The 20,012-nt window shown below is 61.6% G+C and carries 12 protein-coding genes; 4 read left to right on the top strand and 8 right to left on the bottom strand.

What is annotated here, in order from left to right:
* Positions 1–113: 113 nt before the first annotated feature.
* The 7 genes from HY696_03490 to HY696_03460 all read right to left on the bottom strand — a co-directional run bounded on the left by HY696_03490 (position 114) and on the right by HY696_03460 (position 12,686).
* Positions 114–2,927 (bottom strand): protein kinase, encoded by a 2,814-nt coding sequence (locus tag HY696_03490; GenBank protein ID MBI4237468.1) that lies wholly within the window; start codon positions 2,925–2,927, stop codon positions 114–116.
* A 12-nt stretch (positions 2,928–2,939) separates the two neighbouring features.
* Positions 2,940–4,553 (bottom strand): hypothetical protein, encoded by a 1,614-nt coding sequence (locus HY696_03485; GenBank protein ID MBI4237467.1) that lies wholly within the window; start codon positions 4,551–4,553, stop codon positions 2,940–2,942.
* Positions 4,554–4,564: 11 nt separating this feature from the next.
* Positions 4,565–6,565 (bottom strand): hypothetical protein, encoded by a 2,001-nt coding sequence (locus tag HY696_03480; protein ID MBI4237466.1) that lies wholly within the window; start codon positions 6,563–6,565, stop codon positions 4,565–4,567.
* A 151-nt stretch (positions 6,566–6,716) separates the two neighbouring features.
* Positions 6,717–9,998: a S8 family serine peptidase gene (locus tag HY696_03475; protein ID MBI4237465.1), complete on the bottom strand. Its 3,282-nt coding sequence runs from the start codon at positions 9,996–9,998 to the stop codon at positions 6,717–6,719.
* A 330-nt stretch (positions 9,999–10,328) separates the two neighbouring features.
* Positions 10,329–11,180 carry a HAMP domain-containing histidine kinase gene (locus HY696_03470; GenBank protein ID MBI4237464.1) on the bottom strand — a complete coding sequence of 284 codons (852 nt, stop codon included), beginning with the start codon at positions 11,178–11,180 and terminating at the stop codon, positions 10,329–10,331.
* A gap of 288 nt (positions 11,181–11,468) precedes the next feature.
* Positions 11,469–12,362, bottom strand: coding sequence for a hypothetical protein (locus HY696_03465; protein ID MBI4237463.1), 894 nt, complete (start codon positions 12,360–12,362; stop codon positions 11,469–11,471).
* A 6-nt stretch (positions 12,363–12,368) separates the two neighbouring features.
* On the bottom strand, positions 12,369–12,686 hold the full coding sequence (locus HY696_03460; GenBank protein MBI4237462.1) for a hypothetical protein: 318 nt from the start codon (positions 12,684–12,686) through the stop codon (positions 12,369–12,371).
* A gap of 746 nt (positions 12,687–13,432) precedes the next feature.
* On the opposite strand from HY696_03460, the gene HY696_03455 reads away from it, so the two are divergent.
* From HY696_03455 to topA, 4 genes are all read left to right on the top strand, one after another.
* Positions 13,433–13,837, top strand: coding sequence for a CBS domain-containing protein (locus tag HY696_03455; GenBank protein MBI4237461.1), 405 nt, complete (start codon positions 13,433–13,435; stop codon positions 13,835–13,837).
* Positions 13,838–13,913: 76 nt separating this feature from the next.
* Positions 13,914–14,195, top strand: a complete 282-nt coding sequence (locus tag HY696_03450) for an integration host factor subunit beta (protein ID MBI4237460.1) — start codon at positions 13,914–13,916, stop codon at positions 14,193–14,195.
* Positions 14,196–14,239: 44 nt separating this feature from the next.
* On the top strand, positions 14,240–15,508 hold the full coding sequence (dprA, locus tag HY696_03445; protein ID MBI4237459.1) for a DNA-protecting protein DprA: 1,269 nt from the start codon (positions 14,240–14,242) through the stop codon (positions 15,506–15,508).
* A complete protein-coding gene (topA, locus tag HY696_03440) occupies positions 15,505–17,874 on the top strand; it encodes a type I DNA topoisomerase (GenBank protein MBI4237458.1) in 2,370 nt (789 codons plus the stop codon). The genes dprA and topA overlap by 4 nt, the downstream gene beginning before the upstream one ends.
* 2 nt (positions 17,875–17,876) lie before the next feature.
* Here topA and HY696_03435 read toward each other — a convergent pair whose 3' ends face one another.
* Complete coding sequence (locus HY696_03435; protein ID MBI4237457.1) at positions 17,877–19,823, bottom strand: hypothetical protein; 1,947 nt, start codon at positions 19,821–19,823, stop codon at positions 17,877–17,879.
* Positions 19,824–20,012: the final 189 nt, after the last annotated feature.

The following is a 20,012-nucleotide window of genomic DNA, read 5'->3' as shown; positions in this document are numbered from 1 at the left end:
TCCTTGCCCGTTGGGACCGGTGCTGTGAGAGAGCCATTCGCATACGCAAGCAGATGTAACATGAATGGGTGGGGATGAAAAGATAGCAAATGGCGCCTGCTTATCCACGCCGCTTAATGGCGGTGCGGTGGGTCCAACGACGCCATGAAGGCCTGCCAGGCGGTCACTTCCGCTGTGGAACGTGCGAAGGGTTTCGCCTGCAGGCCAAAGTCCCGTGCCTTTTCTTGATCTCCCTGATCGCGGGCAATTTCTCCGCGGGTCAGGACGAGGGCAAACTGGTGCGCTGACAAACAGCGGTGTTCCGTGGCCAGCGTCTCCGCGGTCGTCAGCAATGTCGAGGCCTTCACGTATTCTCCCTGCTGTCGGGCAATTTCGGCAAGGCCGAGGTTGGCCGGGATGGCGGCGCGTTCGATCGCCGTGGCGTTAGCCTGGTGGCCGGTAAAGGCGAGGACCGTCTCCAACGCGTGTCGCGCGGGCGTGATCTGGTTTTGTCGGAGGTGCTCCAGGCCGATATTTGTCGTGGCGGTGGCCGCGGTCGTGAGGTCATGCACGCTGTACGCCAGCGTCACGGCCTGCTGGTACGCCGCCAGCCCTTCCTCAGCATGGCCCCGATGGCAGTGGAGCAATCCTAACATGTTGTAGGTCTCGGCCAACAGCGGGAGGTATTGGTGTTGGCGCGCCTCCCGTACCACAACCTCCGCATCCTCCTTGGCCTGCGGCCACTGGTCGAGCGACCACCGGGCCACCGAACGCCAGAGCTGCATCCGGAGGGCACGGTGCAGGATACCGGCAGCGCGACACTGCGCGATCTCCTCGGTCAGTATCGTCTCGGCCTCCGCGCATGCGCCGGCCAAGAGGAGGGCATGGCCTAATTCATTGTTCGTGATCTGGTGGGCGGCCCCGGGGGGTAATGCCTGCACGGCCGCACGTGCGGTGCGAAATTGGGCGATGGCTTCATCGTACCGTTTTTGGAGCAGCGCCAATCGGGCGAGCTGATTTCGCACGCGGAGTTTTATGACTCGATCATCGTGCTCTTGGGCCCACTGGACCGCCTCCCGCAATGTCGGCTCGGCCTGCGCATACTGCCGCCCCGCCATCAGCAGGATACCGGACCACAGGAGAAGGAGGCCACGCTGGGCTGGGTAGGCATCGCAACATTGCTGCAGCAGCGTGCAGACCTCCTGGTATCGCCCAATGGCCAGCGCGCACTCCGCCGCCTCCACAGCCAGCGCGACGTTTTGATCCTGCGCAAGGGTTACATCCTGAAAGTACGCCAGGATCTGCATCAGTGCCCGTCCGGCATGCCCCGTCGCCCGATCGTGGCGACAGAGGGTCAGGAATGTCTCGGGGTCCGAGCGCCCGTCCGATGCATCGCTCACTGTAGATACTGGCACGTCAATCACTACATCGGCAAAGAGGTGTTCCTCCCATTGCCCGCTTGCGGTGGCAAGATATCCCCGGGCGACCATCGTCTGCATGACGGCAGCGACCTTTGCAGGGATTCCCTCCGTCCGTGCCTGGAGCTGTTCCACAAGGAGCGACCGTTGTGCGTCTGGGACCGGGGCAATGGCACAGACATAGGTGGTCAGTTCAGCACTGGTAAATGGATGGACCGTGTAATGGGTCATGTGTGCGACGCCATCAAGTTTGCTAAGCGCTCTTCCCGTCATGACACACCACATCGATGTGGGCGGATGAGGATGGGTCGCCAGCGTTGTGAGCAACCCAGCGAGCCGATGCGCCTCTGGCTGGTGACCCCACTGATCGTAATCGTCCAGGCAGATCACGAGGGGCGCTCGCGCTGTCGCCAAGGCCTCGGCGATCGGTTGGAGCACAAGTTCACTCGCATCCGTTGCGGCATCGCACCAGATGGTGTGGCATCCGGCCAATTGGGCGGTAAATTTCAACTCTCGGAGGAGGCGTGACTTGCCCATCCCCTGTGCCCCCGTGATCTGCACCCAATGCACCGCCGGGGGCTGTGTGGTTGCGCCCTCCCATGCCGCCCGCAGTGGATGGATGATCGCCTCTCGCCCGATCAATTGTCCGGCGGCAGGGGCAAAGGCCTGATGCGAGGCGCGCCCCATGGCCTGTTGCACGAACCCATCGCCGAGTACTAATTGCAACTCATTGAGGACAGCTTTTGCCGAGGGGAAGCGGTCCGCGGGTGCTTTCGCGAGCAGGTGCGCGATGACCGTGTCCATCCACGCGGGGCAGTCGGGGCGCATCTGGGAAAGGGGTGGCGGCATCCAATCCAAGTGTTTCTGACGAATGGCCTCCGGTTGCGGGGCGTGAAAGGGATTGGTCCCGGTCAGACATTCATACAGCAGGACCCCCACGGCGTAGAGGTCGGCCCGATGATCCGTGTTTTCTTTTCGAATCCGTTCGGGGGCCATGTAGGCGGGGGTCCCGGCTCCATCGATCGGCGTGGTGACCGTGGCCAGACCGAAATCGATCAGTTTGACGCCATGGTCCGCCACGAGGATATTGGCGGGTTTGATATCGAGGTGTAACACCCCGCGCCCGTGGAGATAACTCAAGGCCGCCAGGGTATGGATCATCATTCGCCAGCAGACCTCGAGCGGTGCCCCGCGGGTTGCCGCCACGCAATCGCGTCCCGCAATCAATTCCGTGATCAACAGCGGTCCATAGGTTGGATCGTGCACTAGATCCCACACGCGGCAGATATGGGGGTGTGCCAGGGTCTTGAGGACCGCACATTCTTGGGTCAGGCTGGCCTGGATCTCGGGGCGGCGCACGAACAGATGCGGCATCAGCTTGATCGCCACCTGCTCGTTACGGCGCCGGTCTACCGCCGCCCAGACTTCGCCGAACCCGCCTTGGCCCAGGCGCCGTTCTAATTGATAGATGTCACGGAGCGTCGTCCCAGGTCGCAACGTGCGGGCGAATAACTCTTTCAGGGTCCCCATAAAGCATGCATATCATATGATGGGATGGGAGAAGAGCCATTGTTCGTTCATCTCCAACATGAGCTGTTTGAGGTGTTGGTCCTTACCAGACCGCGGATCAAATGGCTGACGACTGCTCGTATCCAGACTGCGCTCCACATCGGTCGGTGTATACGGGGCCTTTTTACCGTCCACGGCGGCCGCCAGGGGAGAGAGGAGATATTGGGCGGCCAGCACCCAGGCACACCACATGGCGGGGGACGGGGGTGCGGCATCCGGATGGCGCATGCCGAAGAACACGCCGTGCAGGTCGGGCCACTCTTTTTCACTCCCGGTCAGGATGCGCCAGTTGTAGACCGGGATCGCCACGATCGGTGACTCGATGTCGATGGCGGTTCGCAGGTGCCCAAAGAGGAGTCGTTGGTCCGCCGGTGTATCATGCAATGGTTCCCCCTGAATGGCGGTCCAGAGGGCGGCCATGATAAAGGCCTCTTCTTGGTCCGGTGTCAAGGCGGCGTCGAGGGCATGTTGGATCGTAAACTCCCCATGGTCCTGCGAGGCCGCAAAGACCACCATGGGGGCGTCGGGGATCACCTGCGTCACCCCACCCATCACATTTCGCAGCGTGGCGAGCCATTCCTCGGTGAGTGCGGTCATCGACCACGAGGTTGCCGTCTGCCGTGTGGCCTCCGTCATCGCCAACAACTCGGCGGCATGCTGGTACGTGCCGAGTCGCTCATACAATCGCTTGGGATGGAGTTTGGCCGGATGACCGAAGCCCAGTTGCGTATAGGCGCGGGCGAGAAATCGGCGCCAGTTTGCCGGTGACGGTGTCTGGCCGAGTTGCCCCAATTGTTCCGCCATGGTGGCCCGTGTGAAGTAGTGCGGGATGGCAGCCTGCCACGAATTCGGTGCGGTGGAAGGCCGTGATAGCACGGAACGCGTTGCTATGGGAGGCAACCGATTCTGCGCGGCGGCCACCACAAAGACCTGCGCACTATAGGCGGCACAATACAGTGCCCGCTGCCAGGCTAGTTGGGAGAGCAGCTCCGCACCGGCAGGTCGCCTTGCCAGCATCACCCCCAGGAGCGGTGGGCAGCTTGGTTCCGGCAGCGGCTGCGGATCATCCGCCACCTCCCGATATTCGGGAGGGAAACTCCGCCGTAGGGCCTGGAGGATCATCCATTGGTCCGGTGCGGGGTGCGCTTCCAAATCGGGGCGAAGCAGTGTCCCGTAGGCATAACACGGGATAGCGATGATCGTTGCCCCATCCGTGGTAGCGCCGCATTGGGGAAGCCCGTGCTCTATCGCCGCCCGTGCGACCCGCTGGGTGGCGGGATCCAGTGGCGGGTGAGGCACCTCGCCGAGGGAATAGGGGACCAATGTGTCCGCTGTTTGATCCGCGAAGGTGGTGAACCGCGCATCGTCGGCCTCCAATAAGCGGCCGAATTGCTGGAGGAGCCGACCGGCCTGGTTGGGGACATGCCGGTCGGCGTACGGATGACGCAACGCCCGTCGGATCGTCCCCCAATAGAAAAAATCATAGGCCGAGACGAAGCCATAGGCTGATTGTGGATGGGTATCGTAAAAGGCTGTGGCCAACACGGAGGGAAAGAGGTCAGCGGCGGGGGCAAGATACGAGGTCATACGAGGTCTCCTTAAGCTTTGGCGCGGGATCGTCGCAGTGGTCTCCCTGGTGCGAGGCGAGGCCATGACAGCTTGGCAACGAGGAGTACCATAAGGACTCCGCCAAGCGATACAACCGCACCGGGACCTGTGCTCGTGGTCTGTGGCATGAACGCGCACCCGGTTGCTGCCGCCATCCCACTACCAAATCCACCCACTGCCGCGCCTTCGGTATCCGGTCCCGCCATCGCCACGGCCGCCGGTTTGGTTTCCTGACTTCCGGCGGGCGGCGATTCCGGCGGGGCGGGCCCCGATCCTCCACCCACCGGTGTGTCATTGATCGGGGCGTTCCACGGGACCGCACCCGTGCCATCGCCATCGTTCATCGCGACAATGGTCGAGCCACTATCACCCAATAAAGTAGCACCGGTGCTGGCCTCCCCAACCGCGGCACCACTCTCACCGACCACCGCAGGGCCGGTATCCCCAGCCGCCGCGCCATCGCCAGCGTTCATCGCGACTATGGTCGAACCACTCTCCCCGACCACTGTCGCCCCGGTGTCGGCCTCTCCACCCGCCGCGCCCCCATCGCTGGGTCCCGGCAGCAGCGCCCCACTTTCGCCCAATGTGGCGGTGGCGGGGGTGATGGCGGTGGTGATCTTCGGTAGTGATTCATCGGCTACTTGTGCGAGCAGCCATTCGGAGTCTGTAATAAAACCGAGGGCGGCATGATAGATGCCGGCAGGCCGTATTGTTGATGCCTGCAAGAGTTGGAGTGGTTTTCCATTCAGATCTTTCTCGCACCGGAAAACACAAGCCCCTGCAGGAATATTGGTGACTGACGCATTCGACATGACGAACACTTTTGGTTCAACTAGAGCAAGCGTCGTACATTGTGCCATCAGATCTATCTGGTTTGTGGAATCTGTTGTATCGGCTGTGTTTTCATAGAGGAGGACTTGCAGGATGTTGGGAGATGTCAAATCGCAATAACTATTCGGCATCGCTCCTTCCAACATCGTGATCGTGTTTCCTTCCCAATTAGGATCGCAGATTTCGTAGCCATCAAGTGGTACCGTCTTGGCGCATTTTTTTGCTATCAGCAGTTGTTTGGCAAGATCTGTCGGCAACGGCTGGTCCGATTGGAAGGGCGTTGGGACCTTGATGAACTTTCCGGGCAGCAGGGTCATCGGGGGCGTCGCCGTGTCGATGGGCAGTGCCGCGGTCTCGCCCGTCGGCGGGGCGAGGATGTGGACGCCGACTTGGGCGTCGGTGATCGTGCCGCCGGTGAGGGAGAGCGGGGGCGCGTCCGGCGTCGCCGGCGGGGGCGTGAGTTGAATCCCGGTGGCGACCTGCGCGATGGCGGCGTCGCTGACCTGGTGCCCGGGGCCGGTGAGTTGGAGACCGATGGGGTCGGGGAGGAGGCCTCCGCCCAAGGCGGACGCGGCGAGGCCCCCGCCAGAGGCGGGTCCGGTGATGGTGAGTTGGTGCAGGGTGTGTGTGGTGCCGCTGACGGCAACGCCGGTGGCGAAGTTGAGCACTTTCGTCTGATAAAGCGTGTGGGTGGCGCCGGTGACGGCGATGCCGGTGGTGTCCGCGACCGGGGCGCCGTCGCGCGTGATCGTGCTGTTCCGCACAATAATCGGTGCCGTGCCGCTGAGCGTCAGCGCGGGGAGCGTGGGATCCGCCGTCGCGGGGAGGGTGATATTGAGGCCGTCGATCAGCAAGGGGAGCGAGGTGGGGTTCATGAGGACGACGGGGTGGGTAACGGTCACCGTGGGCGCAAAGCAGAGCGCGTAGTGGGAGGTGCCGACGCGGTACATCGCTTTGAGGGGTTTCATGACCTTGGCGAGTCCGTTTGCCGAGGGATTCAACACATCCGCGACACTGGTGATCGGGACCGGCGAACAGGGCAATGCGTCGTTTGATGCTCCCGCCGTCGGCACCGCCCATCCAATGACCAGTACGGACCAGAGCCCCAGCTGAAATCCGATCGCTCCCAGTCCCCAGCGCCGTCGCCTGTGTCGCTCCATATTCGCTCCTGCAGATCCCTTGTGCGAGAATCGTACCACTGGCGCTGGCGAATGCCGCGTCCGCATTTCAACCAGTTAGCGGGGACGGGCGCCGTGTGCCCTGGGTCTTCGGCTACACAGCCGCCTCAAAATGAGAACGTGCGCGACCGCGTTAATGCTGGAGACAACTCAACGGGTGATTTGCCCAAAACGCCAGGCACTCGGCGAAGTACGGGCCGATCGGTGGGGACAGGTCATCGATGGTGCAACTTTGCTCCGGCAGACACCCAAAGTCGTAGTGACTATAGACATCGACGATGGTCTGATAGTCGATGCCCCCGGGTGCGATCATCCCGGGCAGGGCTTGGAACGGCATCCCCAAACCCACGATCCGAAAACTGTTGGTATCGGACACAAACGTGTCGCCGCTGTACGCCACCCGCCACTCGCCATGCGGACAGAGGACGGCGCGGTCATCCCAACCATCGCCGTCGAAGTCCGCCACGATGGGGTGGCACCGGAGATCCCCAAAGCCCACCGTCGGGGGCGGCTGGTTGATGGGATCCGCATACGGCGTGCCGACATAGGGGTCGACAAATATCCATGCCCCGTCCGCCGATTTGCGACTGATCTGGGCATTCACGTTAAAATCACCGAACAGATACTGGGCGGGCCCCTCCGTTGGCAGGTCTGCTGAGAGCTCGTACGAGTACGGGGTGTCATTCCATCCCCAACCCACACGCAGCAATCGATCCCCATAGGGCACGCCGGTCGGGATTTGGAACCAGTCCGGTCGGGGTGCCACTACCGGCAGATACGCCCAGGCCGGGCCTTTCAGGTTGAAAGGGACCGTTTGTTCATAATCCGGTGGCAGCCACAACGTTATCGTGGGCGGCAACATGTCCACGACCCAGTAGAGAGCGGCCGGGTCCTCCACGGCCCCGGACCGATAATCGACCGCCCACTGCCCATCCGGACGCAGATAACTGAGGTCAATTGTCCGTCCCACCCGATAGGCCCCGTCCGCATCGGGGCCCAGCACATGCCAGTCCCCGTCGAAGTCGCCCACCATCGGCCGACTCCCCGGTTGCCAGCCCGGCGTGGCGCTGTAATCAAGTAAAGTATCCCACTCCCCGAAGTCCCCCGCCAGCACGGCCGCACTCGTGTACTTGATCTGCCACACCCCGGTGTCGGTGTTGTACAGCGCCAAGTCGGCGCGGCCGTCGCTGTCGTAGTCTTGGACGACGGGGAAGAGGCGGTTCGGGCCCGGCTCCTGCCAGCTGACACTCGGCGGCGTGAGCGTCAGGTCCCAGGCGCCGAAGCCATCTCCGCCGGAGGCGGACCCGCCTTCGGCGGGCGCGCTCCCGTCGGGGGCGGGGGTCGCGCTCAAGTCCACGTACCAGGTGTGGTCCCGACTCCACGCGATCAGGTCGGCGCGGCCGTCGCCGTCCACGTCTTGGAACTTGGCGAGCGGGCGATACGTGTTGGGACATTCTTTTGCGAGGTTGAACGCGGGATCGGCGGTGGCCTTCGCCGCACACCATTGGGCACAGAGCGGGTGGTGCGGGACTGCGTCGCAGATCAGGCCACAGTTGGCCTCGGGATCGAGCGGGTTGGTGGCGCACACACTCTCACACGTCGGCGAGACGGTGTTCTCACAGAAACCACCTTTCGCCGCAATCTTCGGTTGAATGACGCCATCCTTCAGCAACTGCAGCGCCTTGCCCAGGTCCGGCTGCCGCCCAATGTGGCACCCGCCATCACTCTGCGGCGTACTCGCGTCCGGGTGCGTAAAGAGCGCCCGGACCTGCGCGGCATTGAGATACGCGTGCTGCCAGTCTTCGAGTTGATCGGCGTACAATTGGTCGACGTACTCTTGCACCAACGCCACCATCCCGCCGATGATCGCGGTAGCCGCTGAGGTGCCCGCGAAGGTGTTTGTGTACCACTGATTCGGATCATCCTTCACGCTCATGGGATGATCTCCATAGCCTGTCGTGACGACCCCCCAGCCCCAGGCAAACACATTGACCCGGTTGCCACAATTGCTCCAGCTCGCCTTGAGAGACGGCCCGAGCGTGCCCGCGGACGCCCCGACCATCAGGGCGCCACTGTCATCCGAGGCGAGATTGGGGCACGGAGTTCCGCCACACCACGCATCGGGCGCTTTTTGCGCGGGATCGTCCAGACTGATGGCGCCATTGGCGGCCCCTTCCACCACAACGACCCCCATGGCTGTCAGATCTTGAATGGCGACATATTCCAGCAGATAGGATTCAATGGGCACGCATCCCGGACACTCTGAAATCTGAGTCCATTCGCCACTTTTTACGTAGGTCGCCGTCTTTGGGCCAGCCGAACCCTGCTCGATGACCAGCACTTGGCCACCGATCTCTTTACCCATGGCGTAGTCTGCGAGCAGCGCGCTCACTCCGTTCAATGTGGCGGAGGCGATAGAAAAAGGTAGGACGACTCCTTGGATTTCTTCAAACACCGTCTCTATGGGCACCGTGCGAATAGCGGTATTGGGGGCAATCCCGTTGATGCCAATACCATTATTCTTCGCAGCGAGGATGCCAACTACAGCAGTACCATGGTCGACACAGCTCTGACAGTTTGCATCGGAAGCAGCATACGGCTGCGTCCCGATTGGCGTGGTCTTAATATCAATCGGCAAATCACTATGCGTATAATTCCAATTCCCTTCTGCATCGATCACGGTTTGTCCTGCGCCGGTGAGGCCGTACTGCGCGCTCGGCTGTTTGATGTTCAGCCCCCCATTCGTCCCCAACAGATACGTTTGCTCATCACTCAGGTCCCCCACCGGGCCGCCGGTGCCCCCGGTATCCGTCGGCACCATGACCGGCACCGGATGCGCCCACGCGACCAGGTCCGGCAACGCCCACAGCGCAAGCAACAATGCCTCCGCCGCGTCCGGGTCTGCCACCGGCAGCACCCAGACCCGTGGCCAATCATGCAGCGCCACCCGCTCCCGCGCCGCCCGCGCCTGGACGCGGGCCCAGACATCGGGCTCCAGCGGCAGCGCCGGACGGGGATTTACTGTGCTAAAGTCCTGCCACCGCGTGCGCAACGCGGTCACATCCGCACCCGTGGTGCTGGTCCACTGCGCCCCGTCCCACGTCACCCCGCTGGCCGACGTGAAGCTGACCACGAGCGCCCCGGCATAGCTGGGCGTGTGGAGGAACGCGTGCCAGGGGGTGGGGGATTGGTGACTGGTGGCTGGTGACTGGTGACTGGACAGCGGCGCGAGGTCGGCAGGCGGACTCAGGGCCGGTACCACGACCGGCGCCGGATTCACAAGCGACGCGGTCGGCTGGTCCGTTGCCGTCGTGTCCGAGGCCCCCGGCGCCCCACAGCCCGCGAGGAGCAGACCGAGGAGCCCGATCCCGCATCGAATCCGCGGTCTCACTCGTTGTGGCTGGTGCTGCTGCATCGCCGCGCCTCGTGCTCGTGTGCCCCGCCTCTACACCCGCCCGCCGGGCGTGACAAGCGCGAAGGCACCTGGAGGTTTTATCGGCTGCCGGCGGGGAAAGTTGCGGGGTTTCGGGAAGGGCAGGTCAACTCTGCATACTTCACGAACCGCTTGCTCTTTCGATGACGGCGAGCCAGCGCAAAGTCTCGGGGCGCAGGGGAGACCCGCCCCCACGGACGGCAGGGTCCGCCCCCAGGCAGGACCCGCACACCGAAAATGATTTTGCCAACAGGCCCTATGAACGCCCACGGATCGCTCCCCCTCACTCCATATACCACCAAATCGCGCGGGTCAGGCCGTTGCTGCAGTAGGTGTTGGAAGCGGTTGCGCCGGCGCGTCGTCCCGGGGGAGCGCGAGGTGGACGGTAGTGCCGGTGCCGGGCGTACGCTCGATGCGGATCGTCCCACCATGTGCCTCGACCACGTCTTTACAATACGCGAGGCCTAACCCGTTTCCTTTGGCGCCTTTCGTGCTGAAGAATTTTTCGAACAGATGCGACTGCTGTTCCGTGGAAATACCGACTCCCGTGTCGCGGATCTCGATCACAATGTTGTCGTGGTGCGGTGCTAGTGTCAGGCTGACGGATCCCGCCTGTGTTTCCGCAATGGCCTGAACCGCGTTGTCGAGCAGGTTACTCAAGACGCGGTTGAGTTTCAGTGCGTCGAGGTGGGCGGGCAAGTGTTCCGGGCCTTCATAGGTGAGATCGATCTGTTGAGCACTGCGCCCGCGGACCTCTTGGAGAATAGATTGGGCGAGCTGCGCCAGGTCGACTTCCGTCCGGTGCGGATGCCGCGCCTTAGCCACGTCGCAGAGGTCGTCGGCCATTGCGTGCAACTTGCCCAACGTGGATTCGGCCGTCGTCATTCCGTGCTGCAGCTGTGCGTCCGTCACTTGATCGCGGAGATGGCGGAGCAAGATGCGCAGGAACGAAACGGGTCCGCGCAGGTCATGGGCGACTTGGACCGCGAGGTCACCGAGCGCGGCTTGGCTGGATTGATCCGTGAGGAGTTGACCGCAATGGTGCAAACTCGCGATCACCGCATGCCATTCGCGTGACGGGCAAGGGGAAGGCGCGGTGCGGTCGGCGACGGTGCGGAGTCGATCGATCACCCGGTGCGGCGTCAGTTTTTTTCTCGTGGGCACAGGTGGTTTGGGGGAGGGGATCCGGCATCAACATCTGGAGGTGTTGGTCCAGCGTCTCCCAAGCGGCCGTATTGCGGCAAACGACGCGGTGATGGATCGCCGCTTGGATCGTGACCACGACGATAGCCAGCGTGGCGGATCCGAAGCTGAGAATCTGGTAGGCAAAAGGAGAAAGATGCCCGCGCTGCGCCAGGACGCTTAAAACCCCAAGCCACCCGAGCAGTCCCAACCCCCACAGCGCTTGTAACGCTAACTGTCCACGATGCAATGTCTGGCGGAGCGTCCGGTTCATAGATGCCCTTTCTTGACGAGTTGGAGGGGCTGGACTCCGCGGCGCTCATCCGCGCGGAGGACAATCCAGGTGATGATCGCGACGAGGGTCAACAGCGAGGCGGGAATCATCCATCCGATCGCGGTCGTGTCCGTGCTCTGGCCGGCTGAAGGGATCCCTAACAATGTCAAGATGATGCAGCGGACTAAACTACTACACGAAAGGATCGTGGCGCGCTCGTGCGCCGACGCATCGGGGATATAGTTGTTTACCAGGGTTTCATAGCACGGGAGGACCATGCCATAGGCGAATTGGACCAAGATCATCGACACCAGAAAGAGGGGAAGTGAGTGCCCGTTGACGAGTCGGAGCAATCCCATCCCCAGCAGTGGAAGACTGCAGAGCAGCGCGCCGAAGACCAACCAACGGCGCAGGATCGCGTTGTGGGTCCTCAGGTCTTTGGTTCGGGAGGCCCACGAGCGGCTCAAGAAGCTGATCATACGAGAGCCGAGTGCGCAGATGGCGATCGCGGCTGCACTCAGGCCCAGCCACGCCGTGGCGTACCACTGGCTGCTGATCTGCGGTTTGAGGGCCAGCGGCCAGTAATAATCGACCAAATTGGCGAGGAACAGATAACTGGCGAACAGCAGCGTCAGGCACAATATTGGCGTGGAGCGGCGAAAGGTCGTCAGCGCGAGACCGATGATCTCGCCGACCCGTTTGGTGATATCAGCGAGGCGCACGCTGCCGGGGGTAAATGTGGCGTACGATTCTTCCATCTCACTGGAACAATAGGTAAAGCAGGGGACACAGACAAAGGCGCCCAGCAGATAGGCGAAATGGGTGAGCCCGTGTGTATAGGCGAAGATGCCGACGAGACATCCAACTACTTGGGCAAGGAACTGATACATATAGCCTCAGGAGAGGATGTGCTCATAGCCGATCTCCGGGGCCTTTTGTCGGAGGCTATCCACACACCAGGCCGTGAAGGCCCCGCTGAAAAACGTGTAGCAGAACGCGAACGCGATATTGGCGAGCATTGCGATACAAAACGCCGCGACGATATTGGGGGCCACCGTGGTGATGGCCAGGCACAAAAAGAACCCCGTGCGGCAGAGCAGACTCCACAGCACCGTGCGCTTGCGACCGATCGCATCGCCGATCGCGCCGGTGGGGACTTCCAGGAGCCCTTGCAGCGCATAGCCCGTTGTCAGCCAAATTCCCGCCAACAACATCGACTGGTTGGGATTACTGGCTCCTCCGAAACGATCATAAAGGTATGGGCCGTAGGTGAAGATGTGGTCCTTTTAATAATTCAAACACGCGGTGGGGTGGTGGGCCCAGGGGGCGAGGCCGTCTCCGCCGGAGACGCCTGCCTGCCAGCCGTTGGGCAGGGACCCACTTCGGCTGGGGCATTTATCTTCTGGTCGATGTGGCGGGGGGAGATAAGGCAAAAGGCAAAGTGCAAAATGGGGAGGGCGGGGGGCATCGGCGATACTCTAGCTCGCTACAGTGGTGGCGTCAAGCGCGGAAGCGGGCGATGGCGATCCCATTCCCACTTCAACTCGGCAACTCCGCACGGCGGGCAGGGCAACTCTTTAACATGCCACAATGGCAGTGGCGGAGTTCACCCTTTACGGACAATTACGGCAGTTTGTGACGTGTGAAGAGTTGTCCCCTGTACCTCGGACGGCATCGAACCAATGAAGGTCCCGGAGGTGTTACCAGGGTGAGGCCTTTCCCCAGCCACCAGCCACCTTCTATCCGATGGGGAAAATTCAATTTATCAAAGGACCCGTTGAAGCCACGATTCCGGCCCGTGCACACCGTTACGCGCCTGCTCGGTAGCCCCCCGTCGGCGCTGCTGGATGAACTCCGCAGGTGGCGGTGGCAGGGGTGATGGGGATGAAAAGGTAGCAAATGGTTGCTGATCCAATGCCGAAATGCTACCGGCGACCTTTGTACATTTAAAGGAGGTCATATGGGACAGCCACTCAATGGGAAAACAGCGCGTGACGTGATGCGGGCGCAATTTTTGTCGGTCGAACCGGAGGCGAGTGTCGCGGATGCGGTCCGACTGATGAATGAACGGAATGCGGGCGCCGTGGTGGTACAGAGCGCGATTAAGGACATGGTCGGGATCTTTACGGAGCGCGATCTGTTGCGGCGAGTCGTCGGCGGCGCGAAGGATCCGGTCCGCACGCGCGTGAAAGACGTGATGACCACCAACGTGGTTTGTGCACAGGCGGAAGACGATGCGTGGGAATTATTGCGTGTGATGATCGAGGCGAATTTTCGCCACCTCCCGGTCATGGATGGGCGCCAATTAATCGGGATGGTCTCGTTAAAAGAGTTCTGCCGCAGCATGATTCGCGAAATCGGCTGAGAGGAGTCTTGACAGGCCGGAGGAAGGCTGCTAATTTTATAAGTGATTTTGGGTAATTAGGGGTACGAGATCACCCATGAATCGCTCCGATCTGATCGAACTGGTGGCCGAACGCGGCAATCTTCCCAAGAAACAGGCGGAAGAAATTGTCCATCTGATCTTCGAAGGAATGACAAACACGCTGGTGCAGGGGGGGCGGATCGAAATCCGCGGGTTGGGGAGTTTTTCGGTACGGACCTATAAACCATACCAGGGACGCAATCCGCGGACTGGGGTCTCGATCGCGGTGCGGCCCAAGCGCCTGCCGTATTTTAAGGTGGGCAAGGAATTGAAAGAACGCATCGATAAGGGGTCTTAGAGTAAGTTTCTCACCATCCCATTCCCTGCCGTTGGTGGTACGGAATGGACCACAAGACGTTACTGGATTGGGTTGCACTCCATTTAGCAGTCCTGCATCGGCCACGGCTAGGCGCCGTTTTATTGGCGCACGCCGGTACGCCGACGCGTTTGCTTCACGCGCCGCGCGACGCGTTGCCGGACTGTGCCGATTCGGCGTGGGCTGCGTTGCAAGTCTTGCGCGCGGCCGTGCCGTGGTCGGACGCGACAGCGGCGCTGCAGGCGTGCGAGCGGCGCGGCATTGCGCTGTTGTGTCGCGACACGGTCGATTATCCACCGTGGTTGCATGAAATCGCCGATCCACCGCTCGTCCTCTTTGTGCGGGGCGATGCGACGCTGCTACAGCGGTCGGCCGTGGCGGTGGTCGGGACGCGGAAGCCGTCGCCGTATGGCGTGCAGATCACGGACGCCTTAGTCGCAGGGTTGCAGCAGAGCGGTTTGGTCGTTGTCAGCGGATTGGCCTTTGGGATCGACGCAGCTGCGCATCGCGCCGCGCTGGCTGTGCGGATGCCGACGGTCGCCGTGTTGGCGAGCGGCGTCGACTACATTACACCGCGCGGGCATTATCACTTGGGTGAACGAATTGCGGCGGAAGCGGTGTTGTGCAGCGAATACCCGCCGGGGATGGGCGCGAATCCATTTCATTACCCGCAGCGCAATCGGATCATCAGCGGGCTCTCACTTGGGGTAGTGGTCGTGGAAGGGGCGGTGCGGAGCGGGACGATGTGGACGGCGCGACATGCCGCGGAGCAGGGCCGCTTGGTCTTTGCGGTCCCCGGCGGGGCGGGGCATCTGCAGAGTGCGGGGCCGCATCATTTAATTCGCGAGGGCGCGATCTTGGTGGAGCGGGCGGAGCATATCGTGGAAGCCCTGGCGCCGCTGCGGGACGTGCCGGTGCGCGCAGCTGCTGCGGGTTCTGCGCTCCCTCTCACCCAACTGGATATGGAGAGCCATGCTCCTTCTCGTCGCATGGCTGTCAGCGCTGCTGCGGGCCATACGCTCCCCCTCACCCAGCCCTCTCCCCAAAGGGAGAGGGGGGTGGAGGCCCCGCAGGGGACTGCGGGGCGTTATCTATCGACTTCCGATAGACAACGGCCGGGTCGCGATGATAAGGCCCCCGACCCATATGGGCTGGGGACGTTTTTGCAAATCCCCAGACAACTGCCGGAGATCGTCGCGCGAGCCCAGGCCTCAGTCGGGGACGTGTTGCAGTGGTTGACACATGCGGAACTGAGCGGGTTGGTGCGGCGGGATCCTCGAGGGTATGTCCTATGACCAGTGCGCTCGTGATTGTGGAGTCGCCGACCAAGGCCAATACGATCAAGAAATACCTCGGTGCCGGGTTTCAAGTGAAGGCCACGGTCGGGCACATTCGCGACCTGCCGAAGAGCGAATTAGGGGTCGACCTGGAAAAGGATTTCGCGCCGACCTTCGAGACCATCAAAGGGAAGAAGAAGGTGATGGACGAGATCGTCGAGGCCGCGATCGCGGTGGAGACGGTCTATTTGGCCCCTGACCCGGACCGCGAGGGCGAGGCGATCGCCTGGCACGTGGATGAAGCAATCCGCAAGGCGGCGAAGAAGGGGCGCAAATCGAAGACCAAGGGCGAGGCGGCGCCGGCGAAGGGGAAGAAGAAGGCCGCAGTCGCGTCCGGGCCGCAAGTCTATCGGGTGCTGTTCCACGAGATCACGGCGACGGCGGTGAAGGCGGCACTCCAGTCGCCGCAGGCGATCGACCAAAATTTGTATGAGGCGCAATTGGCGCGTCGCATCCTCGATCGGTTGGTGGGGTATCAAGTCAGTCCGCTGTTGTGGGATAAAGTCAAGCGCGGCTTGTCGGCCGGTCGGGTGCAATCGGTGGCGTTGCGGATCATTTGCGAGCGCGAGGCGGCGGTGCGCGCGTTCGTGCCGCAGGAATATTGGTCGATCGTTGCGCATTTGGAAGGGAGTGTGCCGCCGCGGTTCGAATCGAAGCTGATCGAGTGGCAAGGGAAGAAGCCGGAACTGGGCGATGGCACGACCACGCAAACGGTGGTCGGCGCGATCCAAGGTACGCCGTTCACGCTGGAAAAAATCGTCAAACAGGAGCGCAAACGGAATGCGACGGCGCCGTTCATTACTAGTAAGTTGCAACAGGAAGCAGCGCGGAAGCTGGGGTTCAGTGCCAAGAAGACGATGATGCTCGCGCAGCGCTTGTATGAAGGGATCGAGTTGGGCGAAGAGGGGCCGGTCGGGCTCATCACCTATATGCGAACCGATTCAGTGCGCGTGAGCGACACGGCGCTTGCAGCGATTCGGGAGCTGATCGCCGTGCGGTATGGTGCGGGCTATTTGCCGCCCGAACCGATTCAGTATCGCAACAAGAAAGGGGTGCAGGACGCGCACGAGGCGATTCGCCCGTCGCTGTTCGATCATCCGCCGGAACGGGTGAAACCATTTCTGGAAGACGATATGTATCGGCTCTACGATCTGATTTGGAAACGGAGCGTCGCGGCGCAAATGATGCCGGCGCGCTATGACCAAACCACGTTCGATATCAGTGCCGGTGGCGGCGTGGCCAAGTTCCGCGCCACCGGATCGGTGCTCACGTTCGATGGTTTTATGGCGGTGTATTTAGAAGGCAGCGACGACGCAGCGGAGGCCGACGAAGACGAAAACCCGACGTTGCCGTTGCTGCAAGAAGGCGAAGTGTTGCGGTGCCACGGCATCGATCCGCATCAACATTTTACCCAGCCGCCGCCGCGTTTCACTGAAGCCTCGTTGGTCAAAGAATTGGAAGAACGCGGCATCGGGCGGCCGTCCACGTATGCGTCGATCATGAGCAACATTCAGGAACGGGAATATGCCACGCGGCTGCAGGGGCGATTTTCGCCGACGGATCTGGGCCGGATCGTCAATCAACTGTTAGTCGAGAATTTCCCCGACATCTTCGACGTCGGGTTCACCGCGAAGATGGAAGAAGAGTTGGACGACGTCGAAGAAGGACGTCGCCCGTGGGTCTCGGCGTTGCGCGACTTCTATACGCCGTTCGCGGAGACGCTGGCGCGGGCGAAGGTCCAAATGAAAGACATCAAGCGCCAAGAGATCCCGACGGAGCACAGTTGTCCGAAGTGCGGCAACACGATGGTCATTAAATGGGGGCGAAACGGCGAATTTTTGGCATGCACTGGGTATCCCGAATGTCGGTCGACTGCGGAATTCCGGCGGACCGAAGCAGGGACGATCGTGTTGCAAGCGGAAGAGCCGGTGAATGAATTGTGTCCGCAATGCCAGGCCCCGATGGTGCGCAAACGCGGGCGGTTCGGCAGTTTCCTCGCGTGTTCCCGTTATCCGGAATGCAAAGGGACCAAGGGCATTTCCGTCGGCGTGCAGTGTCCGCTCGACGGCGGCGACTTAGTCCAGAAGCGCTCGCGGCGTGGGAAGGTTTTTTACAGCTGTGGCAATTACCCGAATTGCAAATACGCGCTCTGGGACAAGCCGATCGCGACGCCATGTCCGCAGTGCAAGCATCCATTCCTATTAGAAAAGTATTCGAAGAAGTCGGGCGTGAGTTTGCGCTGTCCGCAAGAGGGGTGTGGCTATGTGGCCAGCGTGGAACCGGAGGCTGCGGCACCGGTCGCGGTCAGTGAAAATAGTGCGTAAGCTTACTGCGGCCTGACTTCGTAGCCTTCTTCCGGATACGAACCGAGTTTCTCGATCGCGGCCTCGTAGAGTGATCGCGCGTTTTGACTTTTCTGCCAAGCCGGTCGCGGGACCAGGATAACGCCAATCGCTCCCTTGAATTCCCGTTTGAGACGGCCGTGGACCGGTCGGGCATCGAGATAGAAATCAATGAAATCGATCCGGCCGAATTGGGCACGGCCGACATCCCCGCCGGCGTCTTGCAGATCGCTAAGAAAGGCCTTGCGCGCCCCGTCTCCCGCAATCCCCTGCTCGACGAGGATGGCGACGTACCGCATCTTTCCCGGTGTGGTCTGTAGTGCCCGGGCCGACTCTAGAAGGAGGGCTTTCAGGAGCGGACGTCGGGCTCCCGCGGTCTTGACGAAGCAGGCCACTGCCTCCTGGTCGCCAAAGGGGAACGCTGTCGGTGCGGCGATAATCCGCGCGAAACGGTCTTGCTCAAGAATATGGTCGGTAGCGAAGGCATCGGCCAGGCCGGTGGACTTTGGGGTGTCTGTTGCCGGGGCCTCGGCCGGGCGTTCGGGGTCGGGACGGGACGCGGGCGGGTCGGGAGGATCGTTCGGTTCGGGAGCGTGTTCCGACAACTGACTCAACCGCTGCAACACCAAGACCTCGATGACTTTCGGATTGGTGATTTTCGTCTTGAATACGTCTTGCAACGCGGCGTAATCGGCGACGCCGTTGAATAGCCCCGTCTTCGCCAGTTCGGGGTATTGTGCAATGGCCGTCTCCCGGATCACGTTGAAGCACGCGGCTTGCAGGAGTGCGACGGGATCTTTGTGGTGCTCTTCGGCAATCGCGATGAGCCGTTGCGCATTGAGTTGCGGGCGGGTCTTATGGAGGTAGTCGAGATAGACGCCGAATCGGGTCCGCTCGTCGGTAGCGCGATCGAGGTCCGGGGCCACTAAGAGCAGAGTTTTGATAGCGGCTTCCAAGCGGTATGGATTGACTGAGATCTGCGTGGTTGCGTTGTCGAGCAGGTCTTGCAGGGGTGGGTAGATTACTCCGTGCCTTAATAGGTGCTGCGAGAGCGTGCTCCCCTCCCGCGCGTCTCCGAACCAACGTTTCCACGGCTCGGGCCCGACGACGGTATTGCGAAGATACGCAATGCAAGCGGTCATGAGCATTTCGGCAATCGGTTTTTCATACTGTTGCGCGAGGTCGATCAAGCGGCGAATCGATGCGGGTGGGAGTTTGGCCTCTTCCGCCAGGTAGTGGACGATCGGTCCCAGCAAGAAGTCATCGGTGATCGCGAGTTGAGTGATCTCCGGCCCACGTGCGTCGAGTGACGTGGCGATCAGGAGGTCGGGGAGTTGCTTGGGATACGCAGCGACGTCTGGATCATCGGAGACGCGCCAAAATCCCTTGAACCCGATCGCGAAACGTCTTTCTTGCCGCAGCACGGTGATGCTCCCGCCTTGATAGCGGACGGTCGTGCCGTCTGGTGTCGTCAGCAGCAGTTCGTGGGGCGTGAAGACCTTTTTCGTTTCGTTTTTTTCCATCCGCAGCGCGAGGCCATGCACCGTGAATTCGAGCCCGGGGATCGTGAGTGCTCCGGGTGCGGAAGGTGGCGGTTCCGGGGCCTTTGCCTGCGGACACATCGCGCGTTTGAACTGGTCGAGCGATTTGCCGGGCGTCTCGATGAAGACATGGCGTGCTTCGTCGAAGGCCGTGCCGTCGTGCGGGATAAAGACGTAGACGTCTTCGGAGCGATCGATTTTCGTACTGAGAAACTCCGTCTGCTTGCCATGATCGAAGAGGAGTGTCGAGCTGGTGCCATCCCAATTAGTCCAGGCCTTCAGGTCGCCATCGACCCAACGGGACCCCGTGCGTGGGTCCCGGGTCTCCGGGACCTCCCGCGGTTGCCCAGCGGCGCTACAGCCATGAAAGATGACAATGCGATTACCCATCACTCTTATTATCGGTCGCGCCGCCAAGAAGTTGCTTGAATAGGAGTGACTTCCTAATTTCCCCTCGCCCCGACGGGGAGAGGGTGGCGCGCAGCGCCAGGTGAGGGGGATGGGAAAGTCACTCCTATTCAAGCAACTTTTTCCGTGGGCCGCCGAATAAGGAGAAGATGCGCTCTGATAGGAAATGCA

It is taken from the genome of Deltaproteobacteria bacterium (assembly GCA_016210045.1).
Classification (GTDB): Bacteria; UBA10199; UBA10199.
This window is presented reverse-complemented; position numbering and strand designations above follow the sequence as displayed.